The sequence below is a fragment of the Cognatishimia activa genome (assembly GCF_001458335.1).
Classification (GTDB): domain Bacteria; phylum Pseudomonadota; class Alphaproteobacteria; order Rhodobacterales; family Rhodobacteraceae; genus Cognatishimia; species Cognatishimia activa.
Map to the genome: position 1 here is coordinate 53086 of NZ_CYTO01000008.1, position 14169 is coordinate 67254.

The 14169-nt window shown below is 55.6% G+C and carries 11 protein-coding genes; 3 read left to right on the forward strand and 8 right to left on the reverse strand.

The annotated features are described in order from the left end of the window. Nucleotides 1-18: 18 nt before the first annotated feature. The 6 genes from TA5113_RS03760 to TA5113_RS03785 all read right to left on the reverse strand — a co-directional run bounded on the left by TA5113_RS03760 (nucleotide 19) and on the right by TA5113_RS03785 (nucleotide 7329). Nucleotides 19-1482, reverse strand: a complete 1464-nt coding sequence (locus tag TA5113_RS03760; RefSeq protein WP_245627094.1) for an NAD-dependent succinate-semialdehyde dehydrogenase — start codon at nucleotides 1480-1482, stop codon at nucleotides 19-21. Between the two features lie 112 nt (nucleotides 1483-1594). Then, the gene (locus tag TA5113_RS03765; RefSeq protein WP_058313367.1) at nucleotides 1595-1921 is read right to left on the reverse strand and encodes a DUF3775 domain-containing protein; all 327 of its coding nucleotides are present in this window, start codon (nucleotides 1919-1921) and stop codon (nucleotides 1595-1597) included. 81 nt (nucleotides 1922-2002) lie between these two features. Next, nucleotides 2003-3313, reverse strand: a complete 1311-nt coding sequence (locus tag TA5113_RS03770; RefSeq protein ID WP_058313368.1) for a DNA recombination protein RmuC — start codon at nucleotides 3311-3313, stop codon at nucleotides 2003-2005. Next, nucleotides 3313-5202 carry a DNA mismatch repair endonuclease MutL gene (gene mutL / locus TA5113_RS03775; protein WP_058313369.1) on the reverse strand — a complete coding sequence of 630 codons (1890 nt, stop codon included), beginning with the start codon at nucleotides 5200-5202 and terminating at the stop codon, nucleotides 3313-3315. The genes TA5113_RS03770 and mutL overlap by 1 nt, the downstream gene beginning before the upstream one ends. A 113-nt stretch (nucleotides 5203-5315) precedes the next feature. Beyond that, complete coding sequence (locus TA5113_RS03780; protein WP_058316616.1) at nucleotides 5316-6872, reverse strand: alanine/glycine:cation symporter family protein; 1557 nt, start codon at nucleotides 6870-6872, stop codon at nucleotides 5316-5318. A 22-nt stretch (nucleotides 6873-6894) separates the two neighbouring features. Further along, nucleotides 6895-7329 carry a universal stress protein gene (locus TA5113_RS03785; RefSeq protein ID WP_058313371.1) on the reverse strand — a complete coding sequence of 145 codons (435 nt, stop codon included), beginning with the start codon at nucleotides 7327-7329 and terminating at the stop codon, nucleotides 6895-6897. Between the two features lie 148 nt (nucleotides 7330-7477). Here TA5113_RS03785 and TA5113_RS03790 point away from each other — a divergent pair, with 148 nt between their 5' ends. The 3 genes from TA5113_RS03790 to TA5113_RS03800 all read left to right on the forward strand — a co-directional run bounded on the left by TA5113_RS03790 (nucleotide 7478) and on the right by TA5113_RS03800 (nucleotide 11475). Continuing rightward, nucleotides 7478-7948, forward strand: coding sequence for an Lrp/AsnC family transcriptional regulator (locus TA5113_RS03790; RefSeq protein ID WP_058313372.1), 471 nt, complete (start codon nucleotides 7478-7480; stop codon nucleotides 7946-7948). 179 nt (nucleotides 7949-8127) lie between these two features. Continuing rightward, entirely contained in the window at nucleotides 8128-9120 is a 993-nt protein-coding gene (deoC, locus tag TA5113_RS03795) for a deoxyribose-phosphate aldolase (RefSeq protein WP_058313373.1), read from the forward strand. Between the two features lie 9 nt (nucleotides 9121-9129). Beyond that, on the forward strand, nucleotides 9130-11475 hold the full coding sequence (locus tag TA5113_RS03800) for an aldehyde dehydrogenase family protein (RefSeq protein WP_058313374.1): 2346 nt from the start codon (nucleotides 9130-9132) through the stop codon (nucleotides 11473-11475). A 23-nt stretch (nucleotides 11476-11498) separates the two neighbouring features. Here the strand turns inward: TA5113_RS03800 and TA5113_RS03805 are convergent, their stop codons facing one another. Together TA5113_RS03805 and TA5113_RS03810 are read right to left on the reverse strand one after the other, a co-directional pair. After that, complete coding sequence (locus TA5113_RS03805) at nucleotides 11499-12791, reverse strand: M16 family metallopeptidase (protein WP_370736429.1); 1293 nt, start codon at nucleotides 12789-12791, stop codon at nucleotides 11499-11501. Beyond that, entirely contained in the window at nucleotides 12791-14143 is a 1353-nt protein-coding gene (locus TA5113_RS03810) for a M16 family metallopeptidase (RefSeq protein ID WP_058313376.1), read from the reverse strand. Before TA5113_RS03810 ends, TA5113_RS03805 begins: the two co-directional genes overlap by 1 nt. Nucleotides 14144-14169: the final 26 nt, after the last annotated feature.

Here is a 14169-nt window from a genome sequence, read left to right on the forward strand (position 1 = left end):
TTTGTTTAACGGAATGGCTTAGGCCGGATTAACCTCGGCCATGCAGATATATTTCTCTTCCATATAATCGTCCAAACCTTGTTTCGCGCCTTCGCGACCAAGACCAGACATCTTCACGCCACCAAACGGAGCTTCGACAGCAGAAATCACCCCTGCGTTGACGCCGACCATGCCATAGTCCAGCGCCTCGCTGACACGCCAACTGCGCGCCATGTCCTTGGTGTAGAAATAAGCCGCCAGGCCATATTCTGTGTCATTGGCAGCGGCGATCACCTCGGCTTCCGTTTCAAACTTAAACAGTGGTGCAACCGGCCCGAACGTTTCTTCTCTGGCAAAGGCCATAGACACCGTTGCGTCGCGTAAGATGGTTGGCTCAAAGAATTTGCCGCCTAGGTCATGACGCTTACCACCTGTCACCACGGACGCCCCTTTATCGACCGCATCGCTAATGTGACGCTCAACCTTGGCAACCGCTTTGTCATCGATCAAAGGGCCGATCACTGTACCATCCGCAAAGCCATCGCCCACTTTCAAAGTAGCGACCTTCTCGGCGAATTTTTCGGCGAAGGCATCGTACACCCCTGCCTGCACATAGATCCGGTTCGCACAAACACAGGTTTGGCCATTGTTGCGGAACTTCGACCACAATGCACCTTCAGCCGCGACATCAAGATCAGCATCGTCGAACACAATGAATGGCGCGTTGCCACCCAGCTCTAGACCAAGCTTTTTCACCGTTGGAGCACACTGCCCATAAAGCAACGATCCGACACCGGTTGAACCTGTAAAGGTCATCTTGCGCACGGTGGGGCTGGCCGTCATGACGCCACCAATCTCTGCGGCATCGCCTGTCACCAAAGAGAACAAGCCAGCGGGCAATCCAGCGCGTTCCGCCAAGATCGCCAATGCAATCGCTGAAAATGGAGTTTGCGGTGCAGGTTTGAGAACCATCGCGCAGCCTGCCGCCAGCGCAGGCCCTGCTTTGCGCGTAATCATCGCGTTCGGGAAGTTCCAAGGCGTGATCGCCGCAACAACACCAACAGGCTGTTTGATCACGACGATCCGTCGATCCGACATGGGGGCCGGTATTGTCTGGCCATAAGCTCGACGCGCTTCTTCTGCGAACCACTCTAGAAAGCCCGCCCCATATGCGATTTCGCCTTTCGCCTCAGTCAAAGGCTTGCCTTGCTCAGCCGTTAGGATCGCCCCCAGATCATCTTGGTTCTCCATCAGCAATTCGAACCAACGACGCAGTACACCGCTTCGATGTTTGGCTGTTTGCGCCGCCCAAGCATGTCGCGCGTCTTCCGCCACAGCAATCGCTTCTTCGGTTTCAGCAGCACCCAAGTTCGGGACATAGCCGATCAAGTCACCGTTGGACGGGTTATAGATCGGCGTTCCTGTTTCGGCATCAGCCTCAATCCAACGGTTGCCGACAGGTACCGCTTGGCGGAACAGGGAAGGATCATTCAAATTCAGCATCGTATCCTCACATGCAGAAAGCTTCGAGAGAGCTTCTCGCATCGAATCAGGAAACACAAACGCTCAATGAAATTTCATCGCGTTTTTGACCATTTGGACCTAACGAAACTTTCTATTGGCGGGCCATCAGATCATCTTCGGCATCCACCAAAGAAATGCCCAAAGCGTCCATTCCGTTTTCCAAATGATCTGACAGATGCGGCGTTCCCAATAGATAATCAGCCGAAGGCGTCGATCTTTCGTCTCGCGCGGTCTTCAGCGCTTCCGCCAAATCTTCCGGCTCAAAACTCTCTCGGCCAATCCACATGATGGCCACCAGATCTATCATTTCGTCGTCGGTCAGGCGTTCAAAAAACCCACGCAGCTCCCCCTCAGCACGATCCAACTCGCGCCCCATCAGGACAACCTGCGCAACCTTCCATGGTGTGATTTCAAGCATGTCGCGGCTCCTTTCTCAGTGCCACTGTGCCTGAGTATACCACATACCCGCTTTGATCTGGCGCAAGCGGCGAAAAGGAGCTTATTCGCCCGGCTGTTTGGTCAACGGAACCACATTGGGCGGCTCAGGGGCCTGCTCTGGCGCAAGCTCTTCAAAATCGAAATTATCAAGCTTATGTGCACGCTTACCGGCCCGCGAAGCTGCAGTCAGAATGCCGCTGACGTCCTCACCCGCTTGGCGAAGGTGGGTTTCCAATTTTCCGGCACGCTCGCCCACGATCTCAACATCGCGGTGGAGATTGCGCAGCGCTTTGCGAATCTCACCCGCCTGTTCGCGCATGCGCGCATCCTTGAGGATCGCACGCATGGTGTTCAGCGTCGCCATACAGGTGGTCGGGGACACAATCCAAACCCGCTTGCTAAATCCTTCCTGTACCAAATCAGGGAATTTTGCATGAAGTTCAGCGTAGATCGCCTCGGAAGGTAAGAACATCAGCGCCCCATCGGCGGTATCGCCCTCGATGATGTATTTATCAGCGATGTCATTGATGTGTTTGCGCACGGAAGTTTTGAACGCTTGGATACCCGCCTTCAACTCGGCTTCTGTTTCGGACGCCAACATCGCCTCATAGGCCTCTAACGGGAACTTACTGTCGATCACAATCGGACCCGGAGGGTTGGGCAGGTGAATCAAACAGTCGGCGCGTTTTCCGTTCGGCAATGTGTGTTGCAATGCGTAGCTGTCGCGCGGTAGGGCTTTGCCCACAATGTCGTTGAGCTGAATTTCCCCAAACGCCCCGCGTGTCTGCTTGTTGCTCAAGATGTCCTGCAAGCTCAAAACGTCGCTGGAGAGCTTGGTGATATTGTCCTGCGCCTTGTCGATGGTCGCGAGCCGTTCCTGCAATTGCGTCAAGGACGTCGCGGTCTGCTTGGCATTGCCCATCAGACTGTTGTTCATCTTCTCTTGCAGCTCCGACAAGGACTGGTTCGTCCGCATCTGCATATTGGCAAGGTTTTCCTGCATCTTCAGCTGCTGCGCGGCCAAGTTATCCGCCATCTGCTGCTGCATCGTTGCAAGGTTTTCACCGGTCCGACGTTGAACTTTGGAGAGGTTCTCATGCAGGTTCAGCTGTACCTCGCCCAATCGCTGTTCCATCAGATTGGTGATCTGGTTTTGGCCTTGGCTTTGGTTTTGAACAACCGTCGACAGGCTGCCGCCCAGCTGTTCTTGGCCAGACGAAAGTTGGTCGACACGCTGCGCCAAAGCATTCATCTGCAACGCTGAACCAGACGCCTGCCTTAGAACGGCGCGCAGCATCAGCAGGATCAGGGCCACCAAAATGCCAGCACCGATCAAAAGGTACATCTGAATTTGCGGATCAGAAAAATCCATCACGTCCGTCCGAACAGCCGCTCGATATCGGCCAGCTTGAGTTCTACATAAGTCGGGCGCCCATGGTTGCATTGCCCGGAGTGAGGCGTGGCTTCCATTTCCCGCAAAAGCGCATTCATCTCTTCAGCCCGCATACGGCGGCCAGAGCGAATGGAGCCATGACAGGCCACGCGGCTCAGGATTGCTTCGATCTTGGCCTGAACCAACTGGCTTTCGCCCTGATCATCCAGCTCGTCCAGAATATCGAGGATCATAGACCGTGCGTTGACCTCGCCTAGGATCGCGGGCGTTTCGCGCACGGCGATGGCGTCCCCCCCAAAGGCCTCAATAGTCAGCCCCATCTTGGTGAGCGCATCAGCATGCCCCAACAGGCGTTGGCAGCCAGCCGATGACAGTTCAACGATTTCAGGGATCAGCAGTGCTTGCGCCGGCACCGCCTTCTCAGCCATCTGCTTCTTGAGTTTTTCATAGACCAGACGTTCATGCGCCGCGTGCTGGTCGACAATGACCATACCATCAGCGGTTTGCGCAATGATGTAGTTCTCGTGCACCTGACCGCGCGCCGCGCCTAAGGGGTTCTGTTCAAGCGTTGGTTCATCCGCGCTTTCAGCGGGAACCTCGACCACATCAACCCGCCCAGAAACCGGTGTCTCCATCAGCGGCGCGCCGGGGGTACTGTCCCAAGCCGAGCTCCGCTCCGCCAGACCCGGCGCTTGCGCTTGGTAGGCGGCAGTTCGCGCGCCAAGCGATGGGCGATCCATTTGATAGACCCGCGCAGGTCCGGTGGGTTCCGGGCGCATCGCCCCTAGGGTGGCGTTGGCCACAGTGGTCGATGCCCGGTGCCCGGCCTCTGCCAAGGCGTGACGCAGAGCGGAAACGATCAGCCCCCGCGCCAAGCCAGGATCGCGGAACCGCACTTCTGATTTCGCCGGGTGAACGTTCACATCCACGAGCTGTGGATCGCAATCAATAAACAGCGCAGCTGCGGGATGACGGTCGCGCGACAGAAAATCAAAATAAGCCGCGCGCAACGCACCGACCAAAAGCTTGTCCTTCACCGGGCGGCCGTTCACGAATAGGTACTGCGCCGTGCTGGAGCCGCGAGAATAGGTTGGCAATGCTGCGTAACCGATCAGCTTGATGCCCTCACGATCCGCATCAATGCGAAGCGCGTTTTCGGCAAACTCGGAACCAAGGATCCGGGCCAATCGCCCATGCAGCGCGTCAAACAAATCGCCGCTCTCACCATCGGCCCGGAAGGTCACGCGACCTTCGCCGCCACCGGTCACATCGCGCAGGGTGAACCCGATGAACGGCTCCGCCATCGCCAGGCGTTTCACCACATCGGTGATCGCCTGCATCTCGGCGCGATCGCTGCGCATGAACTTCAAACGCGCGGGTGTCGCGTAAAACAGATCACGCAATTCAACGATTGATCCCTGCCCGAGTGCTGCGGGTTTGACAGGGCCAATCTCTCCGCCAGCAACGGCAATACTGGCAGCGTCGGACCCTTTCACACGGGAGTTAATCTTTAGCCGCCCCACCGCGCCAAGGGATGGCAACGCCTCGCCCCGGAACCCAAATGTGTGAATATCCAGCAGGTCACTTCCATCAATCTTGGACGTCGCATGCCGGCTTAATGCGAGTGGCAATTGCTCTGGAGAAATCCCACATCCATCGTCGGTCACACGGATCAGGGTCTTGCCCCCGGCAGCCACGGCGACCTCAATCCGGGTTGCACCCGCGTCTATCGCATTCTCAACCAGTTCCTTAACGGCACTGGCCGGGCGCTCTACAACCTCGCCCGCGGCAATCCGGTTGATCGCGCCTTCGTCCAATTGACGAATAACAGGGAGATTTTCGCTTATTTTGCGGTCTTGATCCAGCATACCGCCAAATCTAGCACATCCACCGCCGATTCTGCCACTGCTATCAAAGCAGAACAAAACAAGAAAAAAGGCCGAGGAAATCCCCGGCCCTTTCCAGATCAAGAGTTTGCAACTTATTCGGCGGGGGTGCCGAATTTCTTGATCTCGCCAGACTTCAAGCGATCGAGATATCCTTGAAGTTCGCGTTTCACGATTGGCATCAGGAAATAGAGGCCAAAGACGTTCACAACCGCCATCGCAAAGATCGCTGCGTCGGAGAAGTCGATAACCGGACCCAAAGATGCGGATGCACCGATGACCACGAACACGCAGAACAGCACTTTGAAGAACAGCTGAGACCCATTGCTTTCACCGAACAGGAAGGTCCAGGCTTTCAGGCCGTAGTAGGACCATGAGATCATGGTGGAGAAAGCGAACAGGATCACAGCCAGCGCGAGGATGTATTTGAAACCACCGAATGCGGAAGAGAAGGCCGCAGAGGTCAGCGCCACACCACCATTGCCGTCAACGGTCGCGATTGCAGAACCCGCTTCGTTCAGAAGGTAGTTGCCAGTTGCTGGATCGATCATCAGCTGGCCAGTGATAATGATCACCAGAGCTGTCATGGTACAGATCACCACCGTGTCGATGAACGGTTCAAGCAAGGATACGTAGCCTTCGGTGATCGGCTCTTTGGTCCGTACCGCCGAGTGCGCAATCGCTGCGAAACCAACACCCGCTTCGCTGGAGAATGCGGCGCGTTTGAAACCTTGGATCAAAGCACCAACCATACCGCCGGCAACGCCGAGACCTGTGAAGGCACCTTCAAAGATCTGACCAAACGCCCAACCGATTTTGTCGAAATTGATCGCAAGGATCACCAGCGCGGTCACCACATAGACAATAGCCATGAATGGAACGACTTTTTCAGTCACGCGGGCGATGGATTTCAGGCCACCGACGATGACGGCAAAAACAACCACTGCAAAGATCACACCGGTGATCACACCTGGATAGTCGCCAACAACATTGGTGATCTGTGCGTGCGCTTGGTTGGCTTGGAACATGTTGCCGCCGCCCAGTGCACCCAAAATACAGAAGACAGAGAACATCACCGCAAGGATCTTACCGCCCGGTAGCCCACGCTCTGCGAAACCTTTTGTCAGGTAGTACATTGGACCACCGGACACGGTGCCGTCTGGATACTCGTTCCGGTATTTCACACCAAGGGTACATTCGGTGAATTTGGACGCCATCCCCATCAGACCCGCAAGGATCATCCAGAAAGTTGCACCCGGACCACCAATGCTGATCGCCACCGCAACACCCGCGATGTTACCCAGACCGACGGTGCCGGAAAGTGCGGTCGCAAGTGCTTGGAAGTGGCTCACTTCACCTGCATCGTTTGGATCCGAATAGTCACCCTTCACCAAAGAAATCGCGTGGCTGAAGCCTTTGAGCTGAATCAAACCGAAGTACAGTGTGAACACAGTCGCTGCGATCACCAGCCAGGCCACGATCCAAGGGAAGGATGTGCCTGGAAATGGCGAGAAGATGAAGCTGACAAACCAACCGGTAGAGCCAGCGAAGGCGTCGTTAATTTTTTGGTCAATTGATTGCGCGAAGGCCGGTGCAGATGCAAAGGACAACGCCGCCGCAGCCACTGCTGCGCGGTTAAACATCGAGTTCATGTTTGAATTTCCTGTTCGCTTATTAAGGCACGATGGTGCACGGCACAGATGAGGTCTGTACCAAAGAGCCAGCAACTGAGCCGAACACACGGCTACTCAGGTTGCTATGGCCATTGCGTCCAATGACGATTTGCGTCGCACCATTGGCACCGGCAACTTCGTTGAGCGTGTCAGCGATGTGGCCGTACTTGATGATCGTCTCGACAGAAACCCCACTGTCTTTGATCTCTTTCAGCACGGGCTTCATCAAAGCGGTCTCAGCACGGTCGAGTTCTTCCTGACGGCGCTTATGACGCTCTTCCAGTTCTGATGGGGTCAGGAAAGAATAAGGCGACCATTCCAATACGTGAATAAGAACAACCGACCCCCCTTGCGCTTTCGCGCGTCCGATGGCGAACTCAAGCGCACGCTTGGCGGCATCGCTTCCGTCAAATCCGACGGCAAATTTTTCGGACATTTTGTCACTCCATTATGGTTGTGGGCGTCATTACGACGCGAGGGCAACTTAGCTGTCACGAAACCGCAATAAATCTTGAAGTTTGCATAATTTTTGCAGATATTCGGAACATTGTGGCTTTTTGCCTAAGTGTATCGGAAAAATTCCAATGGACAGAATTGATATTCAAATCCTCTCGATTCTGCAGAAAAACAGCCAAATCTCGATGGCATTGCTGTCAGAACAGGTTGGATTGTCGCTTTCGGCCTGCCATCGGCGGGTTAAGATCCTAGAAAATGATGGGAAAATTTCTCATTACGCTGCGCGCGTGAACCGCGAGGCGGTTGGGCTGAACATTCAGGTCTTTATTGAGATCAAACTAAAGTCCAACAGCCGCGCTGATTTTGATGCCTTTGAGGAGGCCATCGCTCGAATCGACGACGTGCTGGAATGCCACGTGATTTCTGGCGAGTTTGATTACTTGATCCGCGTCGCTGCGCCAAATTCCAGTGGTTATGAGAGCGTCTTAATGGACAGGCTGGCCAATATACCGGCGGTTCTGCACACCAAGACGATGCTGAGCCTGCGTACGGCAAAAGAGTTTAGAGGCTATAACCTTGAGGGTTTGGCGAACCAGTAGCCACCAATTGGTCCTATTTCTTATTGGTGGCGCACCACGTCTCGTCGGAGATCAAAACCAATCATTCCTCAAATTTATTTGATCATTTGGACAAAATTTATGGCAATTCGGTCATGACTTGGGTTGAATTGCGTTAATATGCGTGGAAAGTTGACCGAAATCTTATCCTAGAGACCGTCATGCAAACAACGATACAGCAAGACGCGACCCACCAGCTGCCGCAAGCTGTTGAGCCGCGCAATCCCGGCATGGAGCTAGACCTTGATTGGGTCCAGGCCGTTCAAGCCAACACATCGGCCATCGAGCGACGGGCAAAGACTCTGCCCGGACGGCGATCTGTCAAGAAAGAGCATCAAGCAGCCTGGTTGCTAAAAGCAATCTCGCTTATCGACCTGACCACCTTGTCCGGCGATGATACCGAGGGTCGTGTGAAACGGCTTTGCGCCAAAGCAAAGCAGCCTGTGCGCGAAGAGCTGTTGGAAACGCTTGGTATGTCCGGCCTGACAACAGGTGCGATCTGTGTGTACCACGACATGATCGAGACCGCAGTCACCGCTCTGGACGGTACAGGCATTCCGGTCGCTGCCGTTTCAACCGGCTTCCCTGCGGGCCTATCGCCTTTCCATCTGCGCGTAGAAGAAATCCGCCAATCCGTGGCGGCAGGTGCTGCGGAGATTGATATCGTCATCACCCGCCGCCATGTGCTGCAAGGCAATTGGCAAGCGCTTTATGACGAAATGAAAGCCTTCCGCGAAGCCTGTGGCGATGCCCATGTAAAAGCCATCCTTGCCACCGGCGAATTGGGCACGCTTCGCAATGTCTACAAAGCGTCGCTTGTCTGCATGATGGCAGGCGCGGATTTCATTAAGACGTCGACCGGCAAAGAAAGCGTCAATGCGACTCTGCCTGTCTCTCTCGTGATGATCCGAGCGATCCGCGACTACTATGACCGCACGGGTTATCGTGTGGGCTATAAGCCTGCGGGCGGGATTTCAAAAGCCAAGGACGCACTTGTTTATTTGTCTTTGATAAAAGACGAGCTTGGAGATCGTTGGCTTCAGCCCGACCTCTTCCGCTTTGGCGCGTCATCGCTTTTGGGGGATATCGAACGCCAGCTCGAACACCGCGTGACCGGCAAATACTCGGCGGGCCACCGCCACGCCATTGGGTAAGGACAGACCATGACTGTAAAAGAGATTTTCGAAACCATGGACTATGGCCCTGCCCCGGAATCCGCTGCTGACGCATTGGCTTGGCTGGTGGATCAAGGCTCTGCCTTTGGTCACTTCATCAACGGCAAATTCACCGCCCCAAGCGAGGGATTTGACAGCAAGAACCCTGCAAATGGGGAAACCCTCGCTCAACTATCGCAAGCCACTCAGACAGATGTGGATACCGCGGTAAAGGCGGCGCGGAGTGCGCAAAAGAAATGGGCTGCACTGCCTGGCCACAATCGCGCGCGGTACCTTTATGCAATTGCGCGATTGGTGCAAAAACACAGCCGCTTGTTTGCCGTGCTAGAGACATTGGACAACGGCAAACCGATCCGCGAAAGCCGCGACATCGATATCCCTCTGGTACATCGCCATTTCTATTACCACGCAGGCATGGCGCAGCTAATGGACAGCGAACTCCCTGACCGCGAGGCGCTGGGTGTGTGCGGTCAGATCATCCCTTGGAACTTTCCACTTTTGATGCTGGCTTGGAAGGTCGCCCCGGCGATTGCCATGGGCAACACGGTGGTCTTGAAGCCTGCTGAATACACCTCTTTGACGGCTTTGCTTTTTGCGGACATCTGTCGCCAAGCGGGCCTGCCAAAAGGCGTGGTCAACATCGTTACCGGCGATGGCGCTGTGGGCGAAATGATTGTGAACCATGAGGACATCGACAAGATCGCCTTTACGGGTTCGACATCCGTTGGCCGCAAAATCCGCGAAGCGACCGCTGGCAGTGGCAAAGCTCTGACTTTGGAACTGGGTGGCAAATCCCCGTACGTCGTCTTTGAAGACGCAGATATCGACAGCGCCATCGAAGGGCTGGTCGACGCGATCTGGTTCAACCAAGGTCAGGTCTGCTGCGCCGGCTCTCGACTGCTGGTGCAAGAAGGCATCGCGGATCGGTTCTATGCCAAACTGAAGGCCCGCATGGACGGTCTGCGTCTGGGCAATCCGCTTGATAAGTGCATCGACGTGGGGGCGATTGTTGATCCGGTCCAGTTGAAAACCATCACCGATTTGGTCGAAAGCAATACCGACGGAGAGATTTATCGCGCGGGTGCGACGATCCCTGCAGAGGGATGTTTCTATCCGCCGACCCTGATCACCGGTCTCTCTACGGCGTCGAAACTGATGCAGGAAGAGATCTTCGGGCCGGTGCTGTGTTCCATGACCTTCCGCACGCCCGCTGAAGCGGTCGAGATTGCCAACAACACCCGCTACGGGCTGGCAGCGACGCTTTGGACCGAGAATGTGAACCTTGCGCTCGACATCGCGCCGAAGCTGACCGCAGGTGTGGTCTGGGTGAATGCAACCAACCTCTTTGATGCGGCAGCCGGTTTTGGTGGCGTACGCGAAAGCGGGTTTGGCCGTGAAGGCGGATGGGAAGGTCTTGCGGCTTACACCAAGCCGAAGGGATCGACCAAAGCGCTGACAAAGGCGGAGCCCTTCATGGGCGAAGACGGCCCGGTCGACCCGTTGGATCGCACAGCGAAGCTTTATATTGGCGGCAAACAAGCGCGTCCTGACGGTGGCTATTCACAAAACATCTACGCGAAAAACGGCAAGCTTCTCGGCCAAGCGCCCATCGCCAACCGGAAAGACATTCGCAACGCGGTCGAAGCGGCGGCGGGTGCGAAGGCGTGGTCTAAAACCACTGGCCACCTGCGGGCGCAGATCCTTTACTACATCGCCGAGAACCTGTCTGCGCGTGCCGAGGAATTCGCAACACGCATTGATGCGCTGACCGGCAAGAAGGGCGGCACAAAAGAAGTCGAGGCAGCCATCTCGCGCCTCTTCACCTACGCGGCATGGGCGGACAAATACGACGGCCAAGCCCATGGGGTTCCGATCCGAGGCGTAGCTCTGGCGATGAAAGAGCCAGTGGGTGTGATCGGAGCGATGTGTCCGGATGAAGCCCCGCTTCTTGGGCTGATCTCCGCAATGGCCCCAGCAATTGCTATGGGCAACCGTGTAGTTCTTACGGCCTCCGAGATCTATCCACTGGCAGCACTGGACTTCTATCAGGTTCTTGAAACCTCAGACGTTCCAGCAGGCGTGGTGAATATCGTGTCTGGCAACCATGCTGAGCTTGCTCTAACGCTCGCTGATCACCTGAATGTCGATGCGGTGTGGAGCTTCTCCAGCAGCGACATCTCGGGCCTGATCGAAGGCGCAAGCGCGGGCAACTTGAAACGCACTTGGGTCAACAACGGACAGTCCCGCGACTGGATGGGCGCGGCTGGCGAAGGCAAGGCCTTCCTTGAAGCCGCGACCGAGGTCAAAAACATCTGGGTGCCATACGGCGAATAACACCCATTTCAGCCCGAGGGGAGTTACCCTTCGGGCTGGCCAACAATCACAAAGTGCAGCTCTTCGGGGCGCAAGATGCGTTTCGCGACGCGTTTGATGTCTTCCATCGTCACGGCTTCTACTTTCGCATTGCGGGTGGCGACATAGTCGATCGGCAAATCATCCATCTGCATGCCCACAAGAATATTGGCGATGGTGCCATTGCCATCAAACCGCAGCGGGTAAGCGCCTGTGAGATAGGTTTTGGTGCGTTCAAGCTCGTCTTGGGTTGGACCCTCTTCCGCCATGCGTTGCCATTCACTGCGGATCACATCGATTGCGTCGCCAATTCGGTCATTGGCAGAGGCCACCTGCCCTAAGTACAGCTCGCCATGGTCTTTCGCGACGAGGAAAGAACTTACACCATAGGTCAGCCCCCGCTTTTCGCGCACTTCATTCATCAGACGGCTTTCAAAACCGGACCCGCCTAGGATTTGGTTCAAGACATAAGCCGCGAAGAAGTCCGGATCATCGCGGGTGATGCCTTCATGGCCAAAGATCGCGACAGATTGCGGCGTTGCGAATTCCACCACGGTCTGCCCGCCTTCCAATTGGTAACCGGCATGCGGTGGCAGTCCCGCAGCTTGTTCTGGCAGGCCGTCCAGTAGCGTATCAAGCAACGCGCCTAGCTCCTCAGCAGAAATGTCACCAACGGCCGACACAAACACGTTGTCCAATGCCAGCGCGTTGCGGTGCGCAGTCACGACGTCTTCACGCGTCAGGGCTGACACGCTTTCGATCGAGCCGTCGATGGACGTTGCATAGGGATGATCCCCAAAGGCGAGCGCGTCAAAGGTCTGGCTGGCAATGTGGTCGGGGTCTTTCTGATCGGACTGAATGATCGACAGCACCTGCCCGCGCACCCGCTCTACCGAGACTTCATCAAAGCGTGGCTCTACAATGGATTTGCGCAGCAACGCCACGGCTTCGTCCCGATTTTCAGTCAAAAACTGCGCTGAAATCGCAACTACATCGTCATAGGCGTTGTAGTCGAACTCTGCGGCCAGCGCTTCTGCTTTTCGCGCAAAATCCTGCGCGTTCATGTCTCCGGTGCCTTCTTCCAGCAGGCCAACCATAAGGTTGGTCGCACCGCGTTTGCCGGGCAAATCAAGGGTACCACCCCCTTGGAACCAGACGTTCAATGCGACGAACGGAATTGAACGCTCTTCGACCAACCAAGCTTTGATTCCGTTGGGGCTGGTGACCTCTTGGATTGCGATTTCCGCCTTTGCGGGCAACACTCCAATAGCCAGCACAGCTGCTAACACAAAACGGATCATTGGCTCACCTCCGGTTTGGTCGAATCAGGTTTGGGGCGCATGAGCCAACCTGTGACCGACTTATCGATGTCAAAAATGCGCTCAGCAGCGGCAATAATGTCGTCCTCGGAAATGGCCTGTAGAACTTCTGGCCACTCACGAACATCCTCAATTGTCAGGCCACTCGTCAAAGCGCGACCATAGCGATTGCCAACGCTTTCAGCGGAGTCACGTGCGTAGATCTGGTCCGCACGAAGCTGCATCTTGATACGCTCTAAGTGCTCTGGATCAACACCCTCTGCGATGAACTCAGAGACGGCAGCGTCCATAGCGCTTTCGGCCTCTTCCAACGACACCCCCTGCGCTGGCACGATAACCAAATTGAAGGTCGTGTCATCCAAAGACACACCGCCGTAGAAGGCAGACACATAGACTGCTTGCTTGGTTCCAAATTGGAGCTTTGTTGGCAGCACAGAATTTGGACCCGCTCCCAGAATATTGGCCAGCATCGTCAAAGCAGCAGCCTCTTTTTGGTCACCTGGGTCGCGCTCTGGCGCAAGGTAGGAACGGGTCACATATTCTTGTGCCACGCGATCATCAAAAAACTCCATCCGGCGGGCTGAAGTTTGTGGAGGGTCTTGCGGGCGGTCACGTTCTGCAATCTCGGGGTTGGCGGGAATGACACCGTAGTATTTTTCCGCAAGAGCCTTCACGTCATCAGGCTGAACATCGCCCGCCACGACCAAAATAGCGTTATTCGGCGCATAGAAGTCTTCGTAGAAATCAAGAGCGTCTCGCTTGCTCAGCTCTTCCATCTCATGTCGCCAACCGATGATCGGAATGCCGTAATGGTGGTTGATATATTGCGCCGCCATCCTCTGTTCGCGGAACAAGGCACCGGCGCTGTTTTCGACGCGCTGGTTCCGTTCCTCGATAATGACATCCCGCTCGGTCAGAATCTCGTCCTCGGTGAGGCGTAAGTTAACCATCCGGTCGCTTTCCATCTGCATCATCAGCTCTAGCCGATCCGCAGCGACCCGTTGGTGGTAGGCGGTATAATCGTAGCTCGTGAACGCATTATCGCGCCCGCCATTCTCGGCAACGACCTTTGAGAATTCGCCCGGCTCCAAAGTGCCAGTACCCTTGAACATCAAGTGTTCAAGGAAATGCGCAATGCCCGAGACACCGGGAGGTTCATCGGCGGAGCCGGCTTTATACCAGACCATATGCATCGCGACGGGGGCACGGTGATCTTCGACCACAACGACTTGCATGCCGTTGTCCAAAACAAAATCCGTCACCATTTCTTGCGCCTTCAGGGGCAGAGCTGCCAGAGCGAAAGCGCTAGCCAGCGAAAGAACACGCCGCATACAATTCTCCTAAACTGTTTGAAGGA